This is a genomic window from Geodermatophilus sp. SYSU D01106, assembly GCF_054049995.1.
Genome location: NZ_JBJGYM010000016.1, coordinates 85,661 through 107,530, shown reverse-complemented (window position 1 = coordinate 107,530; position 21,870 = coordinate 85,661). Strand labels below are relative to the sequence as shown.

The following is a 21,870-nucleotide window of genomic DNA, read 5'->3' as shown; positions in this document are numbered from 1 at the left end:
CCCCCCCCCCCCCCCCCCCCCCCCCCCCCCCCCCCGCGCCGCCCGCGGCCCCCCCCGCGCCCGGGGGCCGCGGGGCGTCCGTCAGGGCGTCTGGAAGTCGCTCTGCTCGCCCATCCGCCACCAGGCGTACAGGTCGGCCAGCCCGGTCTCGCCGCCGCCGGGGATGGACACCACGGCCTCGCCGCCGACGTCGTCCTGCGTCCAGGCCACGTTCGCGTCGCCCTCGGTGTCCACCCAGCAGGCGACGCGGCCGGCCTGCTGGCCGTCGCCGTCGCGGTAGGGCTGGTGGCCCTGGGTGCCGGGGCAGCCGTTCTCGCCGGTCAGCGGTGCGAGGCCGACGTCGGCGACGTCGGACAGGAAGACCGCGTCGACGGCGGCCGCGTCCTCGTACAGGTAGAAGAAGGCGACCTGCGGTCCGGGCTGGGAGGTAGCCGGGCCGCATCGGAGCGCGGCGAGGTCGCCGTCGCCCACCAGCGGCTCGGTGGTGCACGACGCCGCGTCGAAGCCGGCCGGCAGGGCGGCGCGCAGCTGCTCCTCGGGGGAGGCGGGGTCCCCGGTCGAGCCGCCGCCCGTGTCGCCGGACGACGACGAGGAGGAGGACGAGGACGACGAGTCGTCGGCGACGTCGCCGCCACCTCCGGAGCCGCTGGTCAGCGCGATCACGCCCACGACCACCAGGACCAGCAGCACCGCCAGGCCGGCCAGCACCAGCGGGATGCGGTTGGGCTGCTTCTGGCCGGACGGCGTCGCGCCGCCGCCGTGCGGGGGGACCGGTCCCGTCGGCGGGCGGAAGCCACCGGGCGGGGGCGCCACGAAGCCGGCCGGCGGGCCGGGGTTCGACGGCGGCCCGTACCCGGGCGCGCCGGGGTGCGACGGCGGCCGGTAGCCGGGGGGACCGGACTGGGACGGCGGGCCGTAGGCCGCGGGCACGCCGGGGCTCGACGGCGGGCCGTACCCGCCCGGGTTCGACGGCGGGCCGTAGCCGCCGGGCGGGCCGGGGTTGGAGAAGCCGACCGTCTGCGGCCGGAACAGCGGGGACACCGACGTCGGCGGCGCGGCCTCGGCGCGCGGGGTGACGCCGGCCGAGCTCAGCGCGGCCCGCGCGGCCGCGGCGAGCTCGCCGCAGGTCGCGTATCGCTCGTCGGGCTCCTTGGCCAGGCCCTTCTGCACGACGTCGTCGAGCGCGCGGGGCAGGTCCGGGCGCAACTGCGAGGGCGCCACCGGCGTCGTGTTCAGGTGCGCGTACATGAGCGTGGCCAGGCCGTCGCCGGTGAAGGGGCGGCGGCCGGTGAGGCACTCGAAGAGCACGCACGCCAGCGCGTAGACGTCGACCCGCCGGTCGATCGGCTTCTCGAGGAACCGCTCGGGCGCCATGTAGTCGAACGACCCGAGCGCCGCGCCGGTCTGCGTGAGCGCCGGGCCCTGCCCGTCGCTGGTGGAGCGCGCGATGCCGAAGTCGACGAGGTAGACGAACTCGTCGTCGGCGCTGCCGCTGAGCAGCACGTTGGACGGCTTGACGTCGCGGTGCACCAGGCCGTCGGCGTGCGCGGCGTCGAGCGCCCGGGCGGTCTGGCCGACGATCGACACGGCGCGCTCGGGGCTCATCGGCCCGTTCTCGGCCAGCGCGGCGGCGACGTCGCGGCCGGGCACCAGGCGCATGTCGAGGAACAGCCGCCCGTCGATCTCGCCGTAGCGGTGGATCGGCACGATGTGCGGCTCGTTCAGGCGGGCGGCCAGGTGCGCCTCGCGCCGGAACCGCTCGCGGTAGCCGCTGTCGGCGGCCAGGTGCTCACTGAGCACCTTGAGCGCGACCGTGCGGTCGTGCTCGGTGTCGAAGGCGCGGTAGACCTCGCCCATCCCGCCGCGGCCGAGCAGCGACTCGATGCGATACGGGCCGAACTGTTGCAACTCCACCGGTCGTCCTCCGTGTGCCGCTGCGCCGGCGCCCACGGGTCCCGGGCGGCGCGTGCGGGTCGTCGGCGGAGTGTAGGGACGCCGACCGGACCCGACCAGCGCCGACGCCGCGGGGAGGTGTCCGCTCCGATCCGTGACCGGGACGTGACCCGAGGCGCGCGCGAACCCGTGGCCGGGACGCCGGGTCGTCACTAGCTTGCTCCCGCTCCCCGGGCCCTCGGGCCCGCTCCCTCCCGGAACGGAACCCCACGATGTCCCAGCCCCCCGGCCCCTACGGCGCCCCCGCCCCCTCCGCGCCGCCCGGCCAGTACGGCGCACCCGGCCAGTACGGCGCCCCCGGGCAGTACGGAGCACCCGGCCCGTACGGCGCCCCCGGGCAGTACGGCCCCGGCCCGGGCGGCCCCGGCGGGTACGGGCAGCCGCCGCGGAGGAACAGCGTGCTGCCGTGGGTCATCACGGCCGTCGTCGTGGTGGCGGCCGGCGTCGGCGTCCTGCTGTTCCTCCTGCTCGGCCGCGACGACGACGGGACGCAGGCCGCGTCGGCCACCACGAGCGCGCCGGCGTCCGAGAGCGCGCCGGAGAGCGGGTCCGAGAGCGGCTCGGGGTCCGAGGGCGGCTCCGGCATGGAGATGGGCGGTCCGGTGGAGGTCCCCGGCGGGGCCGGCTCCCCGGGCGGCGGCGGCTCCGGCAGCGGCTCCGGCAGCGGCTCGGGGACCGGGTCCGGCAGCGGTTCCGGCACCGGCTCCGGCGGCGGCATGACCGAGCAGACCGGCGGGGGCGCCGACACCAGCGAGATCCCCGGCTCCGGCGACGTCGCACTGGCCTGGGTGCAGGCCGTCTACGACCTCGACACCGCCACGGTCTTCGACCTGTCCTGCTCGACGCTGCAGGCCGCGGCGATCGCCGGCTCGGCGGGCACCGACTACACCCCCGACGAGTACCTGACCTACTACTTCTACACGCAGACCCTCGGCGGCGAGGGCATCACCGCGGGCACCCTGGTCGCCCTCGAGCACGACGCCGCCAACGCCGTCGACGTCGCCACCTTCGAGCTGACGCTGGAGAGCGGCGGCACCCAGGTCGTCGAGCTGTGGGTGGACCAGACCCTGACGGTCTGCGACTTCTACTGACCCGCTCCCGACCGGCACCGCGGACACCGGCCCGGGCACGATGGGCCGGTGTTCGCGGTGACCCGGTTGCGGGTGTCCCCGGAGGCGGCGGCCGGCCTGCCCGCCGACCTCGACCGGCTGCTCGCCGCCCTGGCGGCCCGGCCCGGCTGGCTCGGCGGCGAGGCCGGCCGCTGCGCCGACGACCCGGGCCTCTGGGCGCTGGTGACCCGCTGGGACGGCGTCGGCTCCTACCGCCGCGCGCTGTCGGCCGCCGAGGTGAAGATCGCCGGGGCGCCGGTCTGGGTGCACGCCGTCGACGAGCCCGGCGCCTTCCTGCCGCCGGGGTGAACCGCCGCGCCCGCCCGCGTCCGGGTGCGTAGCCTGCGTCGGACAGCACCAGCAGGGAGGACGGGCGCGATGACCCAGCCGCCGCAGGACGGGACACCGCCGGACCGCACCCGCGAGGTGCGCCTCCCCCCGCCGCCGCCCGCGGGCCGCCCGCCGGTGCCGCCGGACCAGCCCACCGACCGGCTCGCCGGCGGCCCGCCCGACCAGCGCGACCCCACCCTGCGCCTCGGCGGCCCGGTACCGCAGCAGCCGCCGCCGTACGGACAGCAGCCGCCCTACGGACAGCAGCCCCCGTACGGCCAGCAGCTCCCGCAGCAGCCGCCGTACGGCGGGCCCGGGTACGGGCAGCAGCCGCCCTGGGGCGCCCCCGGCCAGCCGGGGTACGGCGCGCCCGCGCAGGGCGGCTACGGCTACCCGGTGCCGCCGCCGCGGAAGCGGGGCCGCGGCCCGCTGATCGCCGCGCTGGCCACACTCGCCGTCCTGCTCGTCGGCGGCGGCGTCCTGCTGTTCCTCCTGCTCGGCCGCGACGACGAGGCGCCGGTCGCCGCGCCGTCGTCGACCGCGTCCTCGTCCCCGTCGTCCTCGTCGTCCCCGGGCTCGTCGTCCGCGCCGTCGTCGTCGGCGGAGCCGGGCGACGAGGGCGGCTTCGGCGGCGGGGCGTCCACCCCCACGCCCGGAGGGGGCGGCACCGGGGGAGGGGAGCTCAACGTCCCCGCCAGCCCGGAGTTCGCGGCGTCGTGGGTGCAGTCGGTCGTCGACCGCGACGGCGCGGCCGCCTACGAGGGCCTGTGCGGCGACGGGCGGGCCCAGTTCGCCGACGCGGACGCCCTGCTCGCCGACTTCGACGCGTTCCTCGGCGGCCAGATCACCGAGGGCACCGCGACCGACGCGGCGCCCGCCGGCGACGTCGACGAGGTCACCTTCGACGTCACCCTCGACACCGGCAGCCAGACCACGTTCGTGGTCACCGTCGCCGACGAGGGCGGCCCGACCGTCTGCGGGTACACCCGGCCCTGACCGGCGGCGGGCGGCGGACCGGCGGCGACTACCGTTGGCGGGTCGACCGCCGACCGCCAGCCGGATGGAGCACCCCGCCCGTGAGCGCCAGCACCACACACGACCCCGCCCGCCTCGACAAGGTGGTCAACCTCTGCAAGCGCCGGGGGTTCGTCTTCCCCTCCGGCGAGATCTACGGCGGCACCCGCTCCGCCTGGGACTACGGGCCCCTGGGCGTCGAGCTCAAGGAGAACATCAAGCGCCAGTGGTGGCGCACCGTCGTGCAGAGCCGCGACGACATCGTTGGCCTGGACTCCTCGGTGATCCTGCCGCGCCAGACCTGGGTGGCCTCCGGTCACGTCGGCGTCTTCACCGACCCGCTGACCGAGTGCCAGAACTGCCACAAGCGGTTCCGGGCCGACCACCTCGAGGAGGCCTTCGAGGAGAAGAAGGGCCGGCTGCCGGAGAACGGCCTGGCCGAGATCACCTGCCCGAACTGCGGTGTCACCGGCCAGTGGACCGAGCCGCGCGACTTCAACATGATGCTGAAGACGTACCTCGGCCCGGTCGAGGACGAGTCGGGGCTGCACTACCTGCGCCCGGAGACCGCGCAGGGCATCTTCGTGAACTTCGCCAACGTCATGGGCGCCGCGCGCAAGAAGCCGCCGTTCGGCATCGGCCAGATCGGCAAGTCGTTCCGCAACGAGATCACGCCCGGCAACTTCATCTTCCGCACCCGCGAGTTCGAGCAGATGGAGATGGAGTTCTTCGTCGAGCCGGGCAGCGACGAGGAGTGGCACCAGTACTGGATCGACGAGCGGACCCGCTGGTACACCGACCTCGGCATCGCGCCGGACAACCTGCGGCACTTCGAGCACCCGCAGGAGAAGCTCAGCCACTACTCCAAGCGCACCGTCGACATCGAGTACCGCTTCGGCTTCCAGGGCTCGGAGTGGGGCGAGCTCGAGGGCATCGCCAACCGCACCGACTTCGACCTGTCCACCCACTCGCAGCACTCGGGCGTGGACCTGTCCTACTTCGACCAGGCGAGCAACACCCGCTGGACGCCGTACGTCATCGAGCCGGCGGCCGGGCTCACCCGGTCGCTCATGGCGTTCCTCGTCGAGGCCTACACCGAGGACGAGGCGCCCAACGCCAAGGGCGGCGTCGACACCCGCACGGTGCTCAAGCTCGACCCGCGCCTGTCGCCGGTGAAGGCCGCCGTGCTGCCGCTGTCGCGCAACGCCGACCTCTCGCCCAAGGCCCGGGACCTGGCCGCCACGCTGCGCCGCAACTGGAACGTCGACTTCGACGACGCCGGCGCGATCGGCCGCCGCTACCGCCGTCAGGACGAGATCGGCACGCCGTTCTGCCTCACCGTCGACTTCGACACCCTCACCGACGACGCGGTGACGGTGCGCGAGCGCGACTCGATGAGCCAGGAGCGGATCGGGCTGGCGCAGGTGGAGTCCTACCTGGCCGCCCGCCTGCCCGGCTGCTGAACCGGGCCGGACACCGCCGGGCCGTCGTCCTCGAGGAGATCGAGGGCGGCGGCCCGCACCGTCTCCAGGGACACGCCGGCCACCAGTGACCGGTCGTGCCCGCAGCGGGTGACGCGCTGGTCGGTGCCGCAGACCGGGCAGTCGGTGCGGGCCGAGACGGCGACCCGGTGCCGGGCCCGGCCGAGCGGGCCGGCGTTGAGCAGGTTCCGCTCGAGGAACACGCCCACGGTCGCGGTCCCCACCGCCGCGGCGAGGTGCCTCGGGCCGGAGTCGTTGGCCACCACGAGCCGGCAGCGGGCCAGCACGCCCGCGAGCGCCGGCAGCGACAGGGCGCCGACGAGGTCGAGCAGCGGGGCCGACGACGCCGCGCGGATCGCGTCGGCCGCCCGCCGGTCGTCGTCGCCAGAACCGACGAGGACGACGCGCGCGCCGGCGTCGGCGAGCGCGTCGGCGAGGGCGGCGAAGCAGCCGGGCGGCCAGCGGCGGCGCGGGTCCTGGGCGCCGGGGTGCAGGGCCACCAGCGGCGCGGGCCCGGCCGGCAGCACGGCGGCGGCCGCGGCGGCGTCGCCCGGGGTGGGCGCCAGCCGCGGCTCCAGGGTGACCGGCGCGGCGCCGACCAGGCCCACCACGTCCAGGCAGCGCAGCACCTCGTGCTGGTCGTGCGCGTAGGGCAGCCAGCGGTCCAGCGGCGGGGCGCCGGTGTCGCGGGCCCCAGCGGTCACCCGGGCGCCGAGCGCGGCGACCAGCGGGTTGGAGTTGGCGCCCCCGCCGTGCAGCTGCACAGCGAGGTCGTAGCCCTCCGCGCGCTGCTCGGCGAGGAAGCGACGGACGGCGAGGCTCCCGCGGTCGGCGCCCGGCTCGTCGCGCACGCCCGGCCACGGCGGGACGACGACCACGCGGTCCCACGGCCCCGGCCGGCCCTCCAGCAGGCCGGGGTGCCACGGCGCGCCCAGGTAGGTGACCTCCGCGTCCGGATAGGCCGCCCGCAGCGCCTCGAGCGCGGGCAGCGTGAGCACCAGGTCGCCGAGGAAGTTGGCGCGCAGCACCGCGATCCTCGTGACGCCGGGGACCGGCGCACCGCCGGCCGCCGGCGGGGCGGGGGACGACCTGCGCACGAGCACCCTCCTGGACCGTGTGGGGGACGACCCCCTGCCCGGACGCGCCGTCCCCCGAACCTGCGCCGCTCCTCAGCCGCCCATGCGGATGACCGGCTTGACCACCTCGCCGCTGTAGGAGGCCTCGACGGCGTCCTCGATGCGCTCGAGCGGGAAGGACTCGACGAGCCGGTCGAAGGGGAAGCGGCCCTGCAGGTGCAGGTCCATGAGCGCGGCGATCAACGCCTGACCGTGGCCGCTGCCGCCGAGCGTCCCGCGGATCGTCTTGCCCCACAGCGTCGTCAGGTGGTCGGCGGTGAACTCCGCGCCCGCGGGCGCACCGCCGATGAGGACGGCGGTGCCGAGCATGCCGACCGAGTCGATGGCCTGCCGGATGACCGGCAGCACGCCGGTGCACTCCAACGCGGCGTCGGCCGGCCCGCCGCAGATGTCGGTGACCGCCTGCACGGCGTCGGTGTCGGTGGCGTCGACGGTGTGCGTGGCCCCGAGCTCGCTCGCCAGCCGCAGCCGGGAGGCGTGCCGGTCGACGGCGATGATCGTCGTGGCGGCCGAGTTGCGGGCCGCCATGACCGCGGCCAGCCCCACCGTCCCGACGCCGTACACGACGATCGACGTGCCGGGCTCCGGGCGGACGGTGTTGAGCACCGCGCCCGCGCCGGTGGCCAGGCCGCAGGCGAGCGGGCCGGCGATCTCGACCGGCAGGCCCTCGGGCACCGGGACGAGCGAGGACGCGGTGGTCATCGCGTGCGTCGCGAACGACGACTGCCCGAAGAAGTGGCTCGACAGCGGGGCGCCGTCCGTCGTGCGCAGGGCGGAGGCGCCGTCGAGGCGGTGCCCGCCGCCGACGAGCTCGCCCATCCGCAGGCAGTAGCGCGGCTGGCCGGCCTGGCAGTTGCGGCACGCGCCGCAGGACGGCCAGCCCAGGACGACGGCCTGCCCCTCCCGCACGCCGGTCACCCCCTCACCGACCGCGACGACGGTGCCGGCGCCCTCGTGGCCGAGCACCCCGGGCAGCGGGAACGGCAGGTCGCCGTCGCGCGCGATGCCGTCGGTGTGGCAGAAGCCGGTGCCGGCCACCTCGACGAGCACGTCGCCGGGACCGGGCTCGTCGATCTCGACCTCCCGGACGACGAACGGGCCGTGCAGCTCCTCGACGACGGCGGCGGTGATCCTCATGAGTCCTCCTGGCGGTCGGGGTGGTCCCCCGGCAGTGCCCAGGACGGCCGCCCGCACGCGCGGCGGCGGCTCCGGTGCGGCGAGGCCCGCCCGGGTGACCCCGGCCACCGGGTGCGGCCACCTACCCTGGACGGCGTGACGAGCACCCTGGCGCCGGCGGTCGCCCCGCTGCGGCTGGGGCCGCTGACCGTCGACCCCGCCGTCGTGCTCGCGCCGATGGCCGGCATCACCAACCCCGCGTTCCGCACGCTGTGCCGCGAGTTCGGCGCCGGCCTCTACGTGTGCGAGATGATCACCACGCGGGCGCTCGTGGAGCGCAACGAGAAGACGCTGCGGATGATCCGGGCCACGCCCGAGGAGGCGGCGGCCGGCTTCTCCGTGCAGCTCTACGGCGTCGACCCGGCCACCGTCGGGCGCGCGGTCGAGATGCTCGTCGACGAGGAGGTGGCCGGCACCCGCCCGGCGCACGTCGACCTCAACTTCGGCTGCCCGGTGCCCAAGGTGACCCGCAAGGGCGGCGGCTCGGCGCTGCCGTGGCGGCGGGTGCTGTTCCGCGACATCGTGCGCGCCGCCGTCCGCGCCGCCCGCGACGTGCCCGTCACGGTCAAGACCCGCATCGGCATCGACGCCGACCACGTCACCTACCTCGACGCCGGCCGGATCGCCCAGGACGAGGGCGCCGCGGCGATCACCCTGCACGGGCGCACCGCCGACCAGCTCTACAGCGGCACCGCCGACTGGGCGCCGATCGCCCGGCTGGTGGAGACCGTCGACATCCCCGTCCTGGGCAACGGCGACGTCTGGGAGGCCGACGACGCGCTGCGGATGGTCGCCGAGACAGGCTGCGCGGGCGTCGTGATCGGCCGCGGCTGCCTGGGCCGGCCGTGGCTGTTCGGCGACCTCGCCGCCGCCTTCGCCGGGGAGTCCCGGCGGGCGCTGCCCACCCTGCGCGAGGTCGCCGCGGTGATGGTCCGGCACGCCGAGCTGCTGTCGGCCGAGCAGGGCGAGCAGCACGGCTGCACCGACTTCCGCAAGCACGTCGCCTGGTACCTCAAGGGCTTCTCCGTCGGCTCCGACGTCCGCCGCGCCCTGGCGATGGTGAGCTCGCTGGACGAGCTCGCCGGCCTGCTCGCCCGCATCGAGGACCAGCCCTACCCGACGGCGGTGCTCGGCGGCCCGCGCGGGCGCACCAGCAGCCCCCGCCCGGTGGCGCTGCCCGAGGGCTGGCTCGACGACCGCGACGACCCGCGGCCGCCCGCCGGCGCGGAACTGGAGACGAGCGGCGGATGACCGGCCCGTACCTCTACGACGAGGGCCCCGAGGCGCTGCACACCGGCACCCCGCGCCGCCGCAACGGGCTCATCCTCGCCGTCTTCGGCGCCACCCTCGCCGTCGGCGTCGGCATGGTCGTCGCGCTGCCGCTGGTCAAGGGGTCGGGGGACGAGCAGGCGCGCGAGGCGGTCGGCGTCTTCACCGCCGCCCTCGCCGCCGGCGACACCGAGACCGCCGGCGACCTGCTCTGCGAGGCCGAGCGGGACCGCGCCGACGCCGAGGGCCGCACCGCCGAGGAGCTGGCCGTCGCCTACGCCCCGGCCGGCGGCGCCGGGAGCGGCGGCGAGGTCACCGGCGTCGAGCCCGGCGAGCTCGACGGCAAGGACGCCCGGCAGGTCGGCGTGCGCTGGGACGACGGCAGCGAGAGCACGCTCCTGGTGGTGCTGGAGGACGGCCCGCGGGTCTGCGGGACCACGTCCGGCGACTGACCTCCGAGCCGCGCCGGGATCCCTTCCGGGCCCGCCCCGGGGCTGCCACGATGTGCGCCGCCCGGCCGGGGGAGACCGCCCGGGCCCGCTCGAGAGGAACCCCCGTTGTCGCAGCCGTATCCGCCGCCCGCGCCGTACGCGCCCGCCGCCCCGCAGGCGCCGGCGGCCCCGTACGCGCCCCCCGCCGTCCCGGCCCCGGCCGCGGCCACCCAGGTCGTGTACCCCGGCCAGGTGCAGCTGCCGCCGCAGCCGCAGTACGCGCCCACGCCCCAGCAGGCCGCCGCCCGGCACGCCGCGCCGGCCACCGGCTTCCCGCACTACGTCCCGCCGCCGCCGTCGCCGGTGAACCGGACCGGCCTCTACGTCGGGACCCTCGTCGTCGTCCTGACCGTGCTGTTCGCCGTGATCGGGTTCCTGCTGGTCGGCTGATCTCCCCGCGGACGGGACAGCGTCCGGCCGCCGCGGCTCCCGGGCGCCCGCGGAGCCCGCGCCACGCCTGTCCCGGCTGCCACGGGCGTCGCGCGGCCCGTGTCATCCTCGACCGGTGACACGGGTCGGGGCACTGGTGACGCGGGTGTTCGCCGCGGCCGTCCTGGCCGGCCTGCTCCTGGTCGTGTCGACGGCGGTGGCCATCTGGTGGACCGCCCGGCAGGACGCGCGGCCGGCGTCGGACGCGATCGTGGTGCTGGGGTCGGCGCAGTACAACGGCGTCCCCTCGTCGATCTTCGAGGCACGCCTGGAGCACGCGCTGTCGCTGTGGGAGGACGGCGTCGCGCCCGTCGTCGTCACCGTGGGCGGCAAGGCCGCCGGCGACCAGTTCACCGAGGCCGAGGCAGGCCGCGACTACCTGCGGGCCGCCGGCGTCCCGGAGGACGCGCTGCTCGCGGTGCCCGAGGGCGTGGACACGCTGGAGAGCATGCGCGCGGTCGGCGCGGCGTTCGCGGAGCGCGGGTGGTCCAGCGCGGTCCTGGTCACCGACCCGTGGCACGCGATGCGCGCCGAGCGGATGGCCGAGGACGCCGGCATGACCGCGGAGAGCTCGCCCACCCGCCAGGGGCCGGCCGTGCAGACGCGCGGCACCCAGTTCCGGTACATCCTCAGGGAGACCGCCGCCTACCTGCTCTACCGCGTGACCGGGGAGAGCGTCGCCGGGGCGCCGGGCATCGGCTGACACCGCGGGAGGCAGCGTGCTGGAGCTGGGGAGGGCCGGGACCGCCGGCGCGGAGCGGGGCGAGGTGCCCGTCCTGCGCGACGGGGAGCCGGTCGGCCGGCTGCGGTCGACGGACTTCTGGAAGGAGGGCTCGGCCGCCGTCGTGGGGGACCGGCAGTGGGTCCTCGAGCGGCGGAAGGGGGGCGCGCTCGTCGGCCGCTGGGCGACCGAGCCGGAGGACGCCGCCCGTCTGCGCGCCGAGCAGGTGTCGGTGTGGCGGGGCACCTGGCGCGCCGACCTGGAGGGCGCCGTCGTCGACGTCGCCCCCGCCTCGTGGTGGCAGGGCACCTACCGGTTCACGGCGGGGGAGCGCACCGTCGCCGAGAGCGGGACGACGGGCGGCTGGTCGCCGCGGCCGACGCTCACCGCCGGCGAGGACGTGCCCCTCGACGCCCAGGTGTTCCTCCTGTGGCTGGTCCTCGTGCTGCAGCGGCGCACGTACGGCGCGGCGATCGGGGCCGCGGTCGCCGGCGGGGCCGCGGCGGGGAGCAGCTGAGTCCACACGGGTCACCGCCCCGTCGTCGCGGGAGGGGATGATCGGTGCGGGACGCCCGCCGGCGTCCCGGCGAGCAGCACGACGGAGGGGGCCCATGGCCGGCCGGGGACGCATCCGGGCAGCGGACATCGCGCTGGTGCGCGAGCGCAGCCGGATCGACGAGGTGGTCGGCGAGCACCTGCAGCTCAAGCGCGCCGGGGGCGGCAGCCTCAAGGGCCTGTGCCCGTTCCACGACGAGAAGTCGCCGTCGTTCCACGTCACCCCGGCGAGGAACCTCTTCCACTGCCTGGCGGGGGAGACCGGGGTCCTCACCGAGGACGGCGTGGTCCCGATCGCCGAGCTGGCAGGACGGACGGTCCGGGTCCTCAACGGGGACGGCGGCTGGGTGGAGGCCCCGTTCCGCTCGTACGGCGTGCAACGGCTCATGCGGGTCGTCCTGTCCCGCAACGGCCGCGAGAAGGAGCTCTTCGCCACCGACGAGCACCGCTGGTTCGTCCCGTCCGGGAGGCTGCGGCAGGACCGCCGGGAGAAGCTGACCAGGGACCTGCGGCCCGGTGACCAGCTGTCGGCGTCGTTCCCGATGAGCCGGGTGCTCAACCCGGCGACCCGGCCGTCCCCGTTCGGCATCGCGCGTGGTCTGGTCTACGGCGACGGGACCCGCTCCGGAGCCGGCTCGATCGCGGTCCTCTACGGCGAGAAGGACGCCGAGCTCGCTGACTTCTTCGAGGGGTGCCGCAGTTGGTCCGATGAGCGGGGGACCCGCTACTACGGCCTCCCGGCCTACTTCAAGGACGAGCGGCCGTCGCTCGACGAGGACGCGTCCTACCTGCTCGGGTGGCTGGCCGGGTACTTCGCAGCCGACGGCTGCGTGGCCGAGGACGGCGACGCGATCCTCAACTCGGCGCGCGTCGACGACCTCGAGTACGTCCGCACGCTGTGCACGCGCCTCGGCATCGGCACCTACGGCGTCGCCAAGCAGACCCGGCTCGGCATCGACGGTGTCGTGAGCGACATCTACAACGTCCGCTTCATGACGAAGGGCCTGCCCGACTCCTTCTTCCTCCTCACACACCACCGCGAGCGGATCCTGGGGAACCGGAAGAAGTACGAGCGCAAGCGCTGGGTCGTCCGGTCGGTCGAGTGGAGCGACCGCGTGGAGGAGGTCTACTGCGCGGAGGTGCCCGGCACGCACGCCTTCACGCTCGAGGACAACGTCCTGACCGGGAACTGCTTCGGCTGCGGGGCGGGCGGCGACGTCATCAGCTTCGTGCAGCAGATCGACCACCTGAGCTTCACCGAGGCCGTCGAGCGGCTGGCGGGGCGCGCCAACATCGACCTCAAGTACGAGGACGACGGCGGCCGGCCGACCGGGGCGCCCGACCGTCCGCAGGCCGGCCAGCGCGCCCGGCTGGTCGCGGCCAACACCGAGGCCGCGGCCTTCTACGCCGAGCAGCTGCGCAGCCCCGACGCCGCGCCCGCCCGGCAGTTCCTCGCCGACCGCGGCTTCGACCGGCAGGTGGCGCTCGACTTCGGCTGCGGCTTCGCGCCCGCCGGGTGGGACGCCCTCACCCGGCACCTGCGGGGCAAGGGGTACAGCCAGCAGGAGCTGGTCACGGGCGGCCTGGCGAAGGAGAGCTCGCGCGGCACGCTCATCGACCGCTTCCACCGGCGGCTGGTCTGGCCGATCCGCGACATCACCGGCGACGTGATCGGCTTCGGCGCCCGCAAGCTCATGGACGACGACCCGGGGCCGAAGTACCTCAACACCCCCGAGACGCCGCTGTACAAGAAGAGCACCGTCCTCTACGGCATCGAGCGGGCCAAGCGCGACATCGCCAAGAAGCACCAGGCCGTCGTCGTCGAGGGCTACACCGACGTGATGGCCTGTCACCTGGCCGGCGTGACCACCGCCGTCGCCTCGTGCGGCACCGCCTTCGGGCCCGAGCACATCAGCGTGCTGCGCCGGCTGCTCATGGACCAGGACGAGTTCCGCGGGGAGGTCGTCTACACCTTCGACGGCGACGCCGCGGGCCAGGCCGCCGCGATGAAGACGTTCAAGGAGGACCAGCGCTTCGTCGCGCAGACCTTCGTGGCCGTCGAGCCCGACGGGCGCGACCCCTGCGAGCTGCGCCAGGCGCACGGCGACGCCGCCGTCCGCGACCTGGTGGCCCGCCGGACGCCGCTGATCGAGTTCGTCCTGCGCACCACGCTCGCCGAGTACGACCTCGACACCGTCGAGGGGCGGGTCGCCGCGCTCGACCGGACGGCGCCGCTGCTGGCCCAGGTCAAGGACCACGCGCTGCGCCCGGCGTACGCGCGGCGCCTGGCCGGCCTGATCGGCGACACCGACGAGGCCGAGGTGCTCGAGCGGGTGCGCCGGGTCACCGGGGGCGACACCGCGCCGCCGCGCCGCCCGCGGACGCCGCGGCGCACACCCGACGACGCCGCCCTCGCCGTCGAGCGGGAGGCGCTGAAGGCCGCGCTGCAGGTGCCCGAGGTCGCCGGCCCGTCGTTCGACGCGGTGCCGGTGGACGCCTTCACCGATCCCGACCACGCCGCGGTCGCGGCGGCCGTGGCGCAGGCCGGGGGCGCGGCGGCGGCCACGGTGACCGGGCCGGCGTGGCTGGACGAGGTGGCCGCGCACTGCGACCGGGAGACCGCCCGCGCCCAGCTCACCGCGCTGGCGGTGGAGCCGCTGCGGTCGGTGGGGGAGGCCGACGCCGGCTACGTGGCGGCGGTGCTCGCCCGGCTGGAGGAGATGCACACCAACCGGCAGGTCGGGGGCATCAAGGGCCGGCTGCAGCGGATGAACCCCGTCGAGCAGGGCGACGAGTACATGCGCCTGTTCTCCTCGCTCATGGAGCTGGAGCAGAAGGCCATCTCGCTGCGCAAGCGGGCGATCGGCGGGCTGGCCGAGTGAGGCTGGCCGCGCACCTGCGCCGCCGGTTCACCCGCCCGCCGGAGCCGGTGCGCGCCGTCGTCCAGGCGTCCCCGGACCCGGACGAGCGGGTGCTGGCGTGGGGCGTGCTGGTGCGGGACCAGGGCTGGCTGGTGGCCACCAGCCGGGGCCTGCGCGTCGTGCCGGCCGACCTGTCGCTCGGCGAGGCCGGCGACGTCGGCGTGCTGCGCTGGCACGAGGTGGGGGCGGCCCGCTGGGCGGCCACCAACGACGGCGGCGGCTCGTTCACCGTGACCGCGCTGACCGAGGTCGAGCCCGGGGTGCAGGCCCGCGAGGCGGCCGAGCGGTACGCGCTCGCCGACGCTGGCGACCTGCCGGCCGTGGTGCGCCGCCGGGTGGACGAGACGGTGGTGGCTAGCCGGCGCTCGCCGCTGCCGGGCGGGGGCGGGGTGCTGCTGGTGGCCCGCCGCGTGCCGGGTCAGGCCGCGCGGGAGTGGACGGTCGTCTTCGACGACGACGCCGACCGCGGCGACCCGGGGGCGCGGGCGGCCGCGCGGGCGAAGCTCGAGGAGGCGCTGGCCGCCGAGCAGCCGGGCTGAGTGCGCCCCGGCCGCCCGGCGGTGCGGCTCAGCCGACGGGCGGCGGGTCCGCCGGCAGCGCGGTCAGGTCGGGCGCCTCGGTCGTCGTCGCCGGCGGGATCGTCGTGGTCCCGGTGCTGCGGGCGCTGAGCGCGCCGTCGCTGTCGGCTCCGGTGTCGCGGCCCATCTTCGACTTCACCGAGCTGACGACGTCGTCGGCGCGGGCCTGCGCCATGCCGGCCAGGCCCTGCAGCTGCGGGTTGTCCTTGGCGTCGGACCACAGGCCGACGATCTGCTCGTAGCGCTCGCGGCCGGCCCTCGCGCCGAGCACGTAGCCGGCACCGAAGCCGAGCAGGAAGGAGAACTTGGCCACGGGGACCTCCGGGTTCGAGACGGACACGGACCGGGTGATCACGCTACGGGCGGACGCTGCCGTCCGCGATCGGAGGAGCCTCCGCGGGACGTCCGGAGCCGTGCGGTACTCTCGACGGGCGCGCGGGTCGTCCCCGCCCGTCCCCCGTAGCTCAATTGGCAGAGCATGCGACTGTTAATCGCAGGGTTATTGGTTCGAGTCCAATCGGGGGAGCACCACCGCAGGCCGCGCACCGCTGCCGTCGCCCGATGCGGTCGTGGCGTCCCGGCGGAGGCGGTGTGAGCACCCAGCCGCCCGACCGTCCCGAGGTCGAGGTCGTGGCCCACCGCGGCGCCTCCGCGACCGCGCCGGAGCACACCCTCGCGGCGTACCGGCAGGCCGTGGCGCTCGGCGCGGACGCCGTCGAGTGCGACGTCCGGATGACCCGCGACGGCGTCCTCGTGTGCGTGCACGACCGCCGCATCCACCGGACGTCGACCGGCCGGGGCGTGGTGTCGGCACTGGACCTGGCCGAGCTCGAGCAGTACCAGGTGGTGCACCGCCGTCCGCGCGGCGCCCGACGCGCCGCGGCCCCGGTCGCCGCCCCGGTGCTCGGGGAGGACGACGACCTGGAGGCCGACGACGTGGAGGCCGACGAGGACGCGGGCCGGGTGCTGACCCTGGACCGGCTGCTGGACTACGCGACCTCCTCTCCCGGGCGGGTGCGGCTGGCGATCGAGACCAAGCACCCGACGCGCCACTCCGGCCAGGTCGAGGTGGCGCTGTTGGCCAGCCTGCAGCGGTTCGGCCTGCTCACCGGTGGGCGCCCGCTGGAGTGGTCGGGGCGGGCCGCGGTGCGCGTCATGAGCTTCTCTCCGACGGCGTTGCGACGGGTCCGGCTGCTGGCGCCGGACCTGCCCACCGTGCAGCTCTTCGGGCAGGTGCGGCCGTGGATGTCCGCCCGGCGGCCGCACCTGGCGGGCCGCGTCCTCGGGCCCTCGCTGGCCCTGCTGCGCCAGCACCCGGCGCTCGTGGCCCGGCTGCACCGGGCGGGCGCGCAGGTGCACGTCTGGGTCGTGAACGAGCCGGAGGACATGCGCTTCGTGCTGTCGCTGGGCGTCGACGCCGTCATCACCGACGAGCCCGCGCGGCTGCTGCACCTGCTGGGACGGGGAGGGCCGTCCTCGCCGGGGAACGCGTGACGCCGCGGCGAGCTGCGCGGCGCCGGGTCGCGCCCGCGTCGTCGAGGACGGGGCGGTCGAGAGGGCGGGCGCCTCGGTGCTGCTGACGCCGAGCCCGGAGGTGACGGGGCCCATCGCCTCCCCGGCGGCCGGGCGGCGACGGCGTCAGTCCCGCCGCACGGGACCGAGCCCGCGCACGAACGCCCGCAGGTCGGCGACCAGGCTCGCCGGCTGCTCCAGTGCGGCGAAGTGCCCGCCGTCGTCGACGTCGGTCCAGCGCACGATGGTGTTGCCCTGCTCGGCGAAGCGGCGGATGGCGACGTCCTCGGCGTAGGCCAGCACCGCCGTCGGCACCCCGGAGTCGGCGAAGGCCAGCGGGTCGGCGAACAGGTCGCCGTAGGAGGCGTAGACGACGTCGGCGGCGGAGGTGGCCGTCCGGGTGAGCCAGTAGACGAGCACGTCGGCCAGGTGGCGGTCGCGGTAGTGCCGGTCGCCGAGCCGCGCCGGGTCGTGCGTCCAGGCCTCGACCTTCTCCACGATCCAGGTCAGCAGGGCGGCGGGGGAGTCCTCCAGGCCGTAGCCGATCGTCTGCGGCCGGGTCGCCTGGATGACGGTGTAGCCGTTGCCGTCGGTCATGAACTCGGCGATGCGGGCGAGCCGGCGCTGCTCGAGCGGCGACAGGGCCGCCGCGGTCTCCTCGTCGACCTCTCCCATCGGGATGAAGCCGACCGTCGCGGCGTTCACGTGCACGCCGCGTACGTGGGCGGGGTCGACGCGCCCCACCTGCGGGGCGAGCACCGCCCCGTGGTCGCCGCCCTGCACCACGTAGGACCCGTAGCCCAGCCGGGCCATCAGCTCCGCGTAGGCCCGGGCGGTGCGCGGGACGCCCCAGCCCGGCTCGGCGGTCCGGCCGGACAGCCCGACGCCGGGGTGCGAGGGGATGACGACGGAGAAGGCCGGGTCGTCGTCGGACTCCGGGGAGGTCAGCGGCGCGACCAGGTCGACCAGCTCGACGACGGTGCCCGGCCAGCCGTGCAGCACGAGCAGCGGGACGGCGTCCGCGCGCGCGGAGCGGGCGTGCACGAGGTGGACGGTCGCGCCGTCGATCTCGGTGGTGAACTGCGGCAGCGCGTTGAGCTCGTCCTGGAGGGCGCGCCAGTCGAACGCGGCCAGGTCGCGGGCCCAGGCGCGGGCCTCGGACACGGGGACGCCCTTGGCCCAGCCCGTGTCGCCGGGCAGCTGCTCGGGCCAGCGGGTGCGCGCCAGGCGGTCGCGGAGGTCCTCGATGTCGGCGGCGGCGATGTCGAGCTGGAAGGGCTGCACGGGAGCTCCCTGGGTCTCGGGGTGGCCGGTGCACCCATCCTGGGGAACCTGCAGGTCAGATCCTGTCCGCTGTGCTGCCGAGCGGGCCCTGACGGGCGGCGGCGCGGCGCCCGTGCTCGTTGCCCCTGCCGCGAGAACCGTGGTGTGATCCGGCCGACGCGACACCGGGGTCGCGCGGGCGCCCCGGGAGGGCTCATGGCCGAGGTCCACGGCACGTTCGACGACCGCTTCCGCGGGGTGCGCGACGCCTTCGCCGCGCAGCTGGAGGGCGACGAGCTCGGCGGCTCGATCGCCGTCGACGTCGACGGCGAGACCGTCGTCGACGTCTGGGGCGGCTGGCGGGACGAGGCGCGCACGACGCCCTGGACGCGGGACACGATCGTCAACGTCTGGTCGACGACGAAGACGGTCACCGCGCTGGCGGTCCTCACGCTGGCCGACCAGGGCCGCCTCGACCTCGACGCCCCGGTCGCCGAGTACTGGCCGGAGTTCGCCGCCAACGGCAAGGCCGGCGTCCTCGTCCGGCACCTGATGGCGCACACCTCCGGCGTCGCCGGCTGGGACCCGCCGTTCGCCCTCGAGGACATGTACGACTGGGAGACCTCGGTCGCCCGCCTCGCCGCGCAGGCTCCGTGGTGGGAGCCGGGGACGGCGTCGGGCTACCACGCGCAGGACCAGGGCCACCTGCTCGGCGAGGTGCTGCGGCGGGTCGACGGGCGGTCGCTCAAGCGGTACGTGGCCGAGGAGCTCGCCGGGCCGCTGGGCGCGGACTTCCAGATCGGCGCGCGGCCGGAGGACGCGGGCCGGATCGCGCCGGTCGTCCCGCCCCCGCCGCTGCCGATGGACCTCGCCGCGCTCGACCCGGCCAGCCCGATGGTGCGTTGCTTCACCGGCCCCGTCGCCGACGCGAGCCGGGCCAACACCCCGGAGTGGCGGGCCGCCGACATGGGCGCGCTCAACGGGCACTCCAACGCCCGCGGCGTCCTCGACGTCATGCGGGTGCTCTCGCTCGGCGGGGAGGCCGGCGGCGTCCGGCTGCTGTCGGAGAAGACGATCGACCGCGTCTTCGAGGTCCAGGCCGACGGCGTCGACCTCGTGCTCGGGGTGCCGTTCCGGATGGGCATCGGCTTCGGGCTCTCGCCGTCGGCCGCCGTGCCCTATCTGCCCGAGGGGCGGGTCGCGTTCTGGGGCGGCTGGGGCGGCTCGCTGATCGTCATGGACCTCGACCGCCGGGTGACGACGAGCTACATGATGAACCGGATGGCGCCCGGGATCGTCGGGTCGCCGCGGTCGGAGGCGTATCTCGGCGCCCTCTACGCCGCCCTGTGACCCGCCTCCCGGTGGGGGCGTCCCCGGAACGCGCGCCGGGGCTGCTCCGTTCTCGGGGGACAGCTCCGCTGTGCCCATCCGGCCGTCGAAGAGAGTCATGAGCCCCTATCACAGTCCCCAGGCCACGTCCCCCGGAACCGCTGAGGGGGTGCGTGGCCGGTGACCGAGGTCCTGTCTCTGCTCCTGGGCGTCCTGGTCGTCCTCGCGATCACCGCCGCCACGGGCTACTTCGTGGCGCAGGAGTTCGCCTACATGGCGGTCGACCGCTCGACGCTGGCCGCCCGCGCGGAGGCCGGTGACGGCGCGGCGAAGCGTGCGCTGGCGGTCACCCGCCGCACGTCGTTCATGCTGTCCGGCGCCCAGCTCGGCATCACCGTCACCGGCCTGCTGGTCGGCTACGTCGCCGAGCCGCTGATCGGGGAGTCCCTGGGCTCGCTGCTCGGCGGCGTCGGCATCCCGACGGCGGTCGGCGTCGGCATCGGCGCGGTCCTCGCGCTGCTGTTCTCCACGCTGGTGCAGATGCTCTTCGGCGAGCTGTTCCCGAAGAACCTCGCCATCGCCCGGCCCGAGCCCGTGGCCCGCTGGCTGGCCGCCTCCACCACCGTCTACCTGACGGTGCTCGGCTGGCTGATCTGGGTGTTCGATCAGGCCTCGAACCTGCTGCTGCGCGCGCTGCGCATCGAGCCGGTGCACGACGTCGAGCACGCCGCCACCGCCCGCGACCTGGAGCACATCGTCGAGGAGTCCCGCGAGAGCGGTGACCTGACGCCCGAGCTGTCGATGATGGTCGACCGGATCCTCGACTTCCCCGACCGCGACGTCGAGCACGCGATGATCCCGCGGCCCCGGGTGGGCACCGTGTCCGACGCCGAGACGGTCGGTCGGCTGCGCGAGCTGATGGCCTCGGGGCACTCGCGCTACCCGGTGCTGGAGTCGGGCACCGGCGACGTCGTCGGCGTCGTGCACCTCGCCGACGTCCTGACCACCGCCGAGCCCGACACGGCGCCGGTCACCGCCATCGCCCGCCCGCCCCTGGTGGTCTCCACGCTCGCCTCGCTGCCCGACGTGCTGCGCCAGCTGACCGAGTCGCGCAACCAGCTGGCCTGCGCCGTCGACGAGTACGGCGGGTTCGCCGGCGTCGTCACGCTGGAGGACCTCGCCGAGGAGCTGGTCGGCGAGATCACCGACGAGCACGACGCCGACGTCGACCCGGAGTACGTGCCGGTCGAGGGCGACGGCGTGTGGGAGATGGCCGGCGACGTGCACGTCGACGAGGTGGAGCGCGCTCTCGGCGTCGACCTGCCGCGCGGCGACTACGAGACGATCGCCGGGCTGGTGATCGCCGCCCACGGCGACCTGCCGGAGCCGGGCACGACGCTGACGGTCGAGCTGCCGCCCGACCCCGGTGACCTGGTCCACGAGGACGTCCCCGTCGGCCGGGCCCTCGCCGTCGAGGTGCTCGCCGTCGAGCGGCACGTGCCCTCCCGGGTGCGGCTCGAGCTGCCCGACCACCCCGCGAGCCACACCACCGACCGGACCGCCGACGAGGAGACCTCCCGATGACCGACGACCCGTGGGTGATCGTCCCGGTCACCGTCCTGATCGTGGCGCTGTCGGCGTTCTTCGTCGCCGTCGAGTTCGCCGCGCTGGCCGCCAAGCGGCACCGGCTGGAGGAGGCCGCGCCCACCAGCCGCTCGGCGCGCGCCGCGCTGCGCAACTCCTCGGAGCTGACCCTGCTGCTGGCCGGGTCGCAGCTGGGCATCACCGCGGCCACCCTCGCCCTCGGTGCCGTCAGCAAGCCGGCGGTGCACCACTGGCTGACGCCGCTGTTCGAGGACTGGGGGCTGCCGCTGGTCGCCGCCGACGTCACCGGTTTCGTGCTGGCACTGCTGGTCGTCACCTTCATCCACCTCGTGGTGGGCGAGATGGCGCCCAAGTCGTGGGCGATCGCCCACCCGGAGCGCTCGGCCACCCTGCTCGCCGGGCCGATGCGGGCGTTCATGGCGGTGTTCCGGCCGCTGCTGCGGCTGCTCAACTCCGCGGCCAACGCGCTGGTGCGCCGGGTCGGCGTCGAGCCGGTCGACGAGGTCGCCGTCGGGCACAGCCCCGACGCGCTGCGGCACCTGGTGGAGCACTCGGCCAACGTGGGCGCGCTCGACGCGAGCTTCTCCGCGCAGATCTCCGGCGCCCTGGAGCTGGAGCGGCTGACCGTCCGCGAGCTGCTCGGCACCGTCTCGCGCCCGACCGGCGTGCGGGCGACCGCCACCGCCGGCGAGGTCCGTGCGGCCACCCGGGCCTCCGGTCACCTGCGGATCCTGCTCGGCGCGGTCGACGGCGAGCAGGTCACCGGGGTGGTGCACGTCCGCGACACCCTCACCGCCCCCGACGACGCCCCGGCCGCCCCGTTCGCCCGCCCGGTGTTCACCCTGGAGGCCGACACCACCGTGCACGCGGCCCTCAAGGCGATGCGCGAGACCCGCAACCACCTCGCACTCGTGATCGACGGTGGCGCGGTGGCCGGCGTCGTCACCCTCGCCGACGTGCTACGCCGGCTGTTCCCGCAGCCGGCGGCGGCCTGACCG

20 protein-coding genes and 1 tRNA gene are annotated in these 21,870 nt (G+C 75.8%); 16 read left to right on the top strand and 5 right to left on the bottom strand.

Features of this window, described 5'->3' with window-relative positions; all coding sequences use genetic code 11:
- Nucleotides 1-81: 81 nt before the first annotated feature.
- The gene (locus tag ACI78R_RS16810) at nt 82-1,914 is read right to left on the bottom strand and encodes a protein kinase domain-containing protein (protein ID WP_457041542.1); all 1,833 of its coding nucleotides are present in this window, start codon (nt 1,912-1,914) and stop codon (nt 82-84) included.
- A gap of 251 nt (nt 1,915-2,165) precedes the next feature.
- Here ACI78R_RS16810 and ACI78R_RS16805 point away from each other — a divergent pair, with 251 nt between their 5' ends.
- From ACI78R_RS16805 to ACI78R_RS16790, 4 genes are all read left to right on the top strand, one after another.
- Nucleotides 2,166-3,044, top strand: coding sequence for a hypothetical protein (locus ACI78R_RS16805; RefSeq protein WP_457041541.1), 879 nt, complete (start codon nt 2,166-2,168; stop codon nt 3,042-3,044).
- 48 nt (nt 3,045-3,092) lie between these two features.
- Nucleotides 3,093-3,371 carry an antibiotic biosynthesis monooxygenase gene (locus ACI78R_RS16800; RefSeq protein ID WP_073419201.1) on the top strand — a complete coding sequence of 93 codons (279 nt, stop codon included), beginning with the start codon at nt 3,093-3,095 and terminating at the stop codon, nt 3,369-3,371.
- Nucleotides 3,372-3,440: 69 nt separating this feature from the next.
- Nucleotides 3,441-4,388, top strand: a complete 948-nt coding sequence (locus ACI78R_RS16795; protein WP_457041540.1) for a hypothetical protein — start codon at nt 3,441-3,443, stop codon at nt 4,386-4,388.
- An 80-nt stretch (nt 4,389-4,468) separates the two neighbouring features.
- Nucleotides 4,469-5,869 carry a glycine--tRNA ligase gene (locus ACI78R_RS16790; RefSeq protein ID WP_073419203.1) on the top strand — a complete coding sequence of 467 codons (1,401 nt, stop codon included), beginning with the start codon at nt 4,469-4,471 and terminating at the stop codon, nt 5,867-5,869.
- Here the strand turns inward: ACI78R_RS16790 and ACI78R_RS16785 are convergent.
- Together ACI78R_RS16785 and ACI78R_RS16780 are read right to left on the bottom strand one after the other, a co-directional pair.
- Complete coding sequence (locus ACI78R_RS16785) at nt 5,839-6,984, bottom strand: glycosyltransferase family 9 protein (RefSeq protein WP_457041539.1); 1,146 nt, start codon at nt 6,982-6,984, stop codon at nt 5,839-5,841. The genes ACI78R_RS16790 and ACI78R_RS16785 overlap by 31 nt on opposite strands.
- A gap of 72 nt (nt 6,985-7,056) precedes the next feature.
- A complete protein-coding gene (locus ACI78R_RS16780) occupies nt 7,057-8,160 on the bottom strand; it encodes an NAD(P)-dependent alcohol dehydrogenase (protein ID WP_457041538.1) in 1,104 nt (367 codons plus the stop codon).
- Between the two features lie 135 nt (nt 8,161-8,295).
- On the opposite strand from ACI78R_RS16780, the gene dusB reads away from it, so the two are divergent.
- The 7 genes from dusB to ACI78R_RS16745 all read left to right on the top strand — a co-directional run bounded on the left by dusB (nt 8,296) and on the right by ACI78R_RS16745 (nt 15,124).
- On the top strand, nt 8,296-9,450 hold the full coding sequence (dusB, locus tag ACI78R_RS16775; RefSeq protein ID WP_457041537.1) for a tRNA dihydrouridine synthase DusB: 1,155 nt from the start codon (nt 8,296-8,298) through the stop codon (nt 9,448-9,450).
- Nucleotides 9,447-9,920, top strand: a complete 474-nt coding sequence (locus tag ACI78R_RS16770; protein WP_073419206.1) for a hypothetical protein — start codon at nt 9,447-9,449, stop codon at nt 9,918-9,920. Before dusB ends, ACI78R_RS16770 begins: the two co-directional genes overlap by 4 nt.
- A gap of 105 nt (nt 9,921-10,025) precedes the next feature.
- A complete protein-coding gene (locus tag ACI78R_RS16765) occupies nt 10,026-10,349 on the top strand; it encodes a hypothetical protein (protein ID WP_073419207.1) in 324 nt (107 codons plus the stop codon).
- A 115-nt stretch (nt 10,350-10,464) separates the two neighbouring features.
- Nucleotides 10,465-11,091 (top strand): YdcF family protein, encoded by a 627-nt coding sequence (locus ACI78R_RS16760; RefSeq protein ID WP_175562795.1) that lies wholly within the window; start codon nt 10,465-10,467, stop codon nt 11,089-11,091.
- A gap of 16 nt (nt 11,092-11,107) precedes the next feature.
- The gene (locus ACI78R_RS16755) at nt 11,108-11,626 is read left to right on the top strand and encodes a hypothetical protein (protein WP_336028619.1); all 519 of its coding nucleotides are present in this window, start codon (nt 11,108-11,110) and stop codon (nt 11,624-11,626) included.
- 94 nt (nt 11,627-11,720) lie between these two features.
- The gene (gene dnaG / locus ACI78R_RS16750; RefSeq protein WP_457041536.1) at nt 11,721-14,546 is read left to right on the top strand and encodes a DNA primase; all 2,826 of its coding nucleotides are present in this window, start codon (nt 11,721-11,723) and stop codon (nt 14,544-14,546) included.
- On the top strand, nt 14,543-15,124 hold the full coding sequence (locus tag ACI78R_RS16745) for a hypothetical protein (RefSeq protein ID WP_457041535.1): 582 nt from the start codon (nt 14,543-14,545) through the stop codon (nt 15,122-15,124). The genes dnaG and ACI78R_RS16745 overlap by 4 nt, the downstream gene beginning before the upstream one ends.
- Nucleotides 15,125-15,152: 28 nt before the next feature.
- Here the strand turns inward: ACI78R_RS16745 and ACI78R_RS16740 are convergent, their stop codons facing one another.
- Nucleotides 15,153-15,476, bottom strand: coding sequence for a hypothetical protein (locus tag ACI78R_RS16740; RefSeq protein ID WP_217651137.1), 324 nt, complete (start codon nt 15,474-15,476; stop codon nt 15,153-15,155).
- A gap of 140 nt (nt 15,477-15,616) precedes the next feature.
- On the opposite strand from ACI78R_RS16740, the gene ACI78R_RS16735 reads away from it, so the two are divergent.
- A tRNA-Asn gene (locus ACI78R_RS16735) sits at nt 15,617-15,689 on the top strand.
- Nucleotides 15,690-15,754: 65 nt separating this feature from the next.
- Nucleotides 15,755-16,657 (top strand): glycerophosphodiester phosphodiesterase, encoded by a 903-nt coding sequence (locus tag ACI78R_RS16730; RefSeq protein ID WP_457041534.1) that lies wholly within the window; start codon nt 15,755-15,757, stop codon nt 16,655-16,657.
- A 144-nt stretch (nt 16,658-16,801) separates the two neighbouring features.
- Here ACI78R_RS16730 and ACI78R_RS16725 read toward each other — a convergent pair whose 3' ends face one another.
- Nucleotides 16,802-17,959 (bottom strand): epoxide hydrolase family protein, encoded by a 1,158-nt coding sequence (locus ACI78R_RS16725; protein ID WP_457041533.1) that lies wholly within the window; start codon nt 17,957-17,959, stop codon nt 16,802-16,804.
- A 195-nt stretch (nt 17,960-18,154) separates the two neighbouring features.
- On the opposite strand from ACI78R_RS16725, the gene ACI78R_RS16720 reads away from it, so the two are divergent.
- The 3 genes from ACI78R_RS16720 (at nt 18,155) to ACI78R_RS16710 (ending at nt 21,867) form a co-directional block, all read left to right on the top strand.
- Entirely contained in the window at nt 18,155-19,288 is a 1,134-nt protein-coding gene (locus ACI78R_RS16720) for a serine hydrolase domain-containing protein (protein ID WP_457041532.1), read from the top strand.
- Nucleotides 19,289-19,447: 159 nt separating this feature from the next.
- On the top strand, nt 19,448-20,851 hold the full coding sequence (locus ACI78R_RS16715; protein WP_457041531.1) for a hemolysin family protein: 1,404 nt from the start codon (nt 19,448-19,450) through the stop codon (nt 20,849-20,851).
- A complete protein-coding gene (locus ACI78R_RS16710) occupies nt 20,848-21,867 on the top strand; it encodes a hemolysin family protein (RefSeq protein ID WP_457041530.1) in 1,020 nt (339 codons plus the stop codon). Before ACI78R_RS16715 ends, ACI78R_RS16710 begins: the two co-directional genes overlap by 4 nt.
- Nucleotides 21,868-21,870 lie beyond the last annotated feature (3 nt).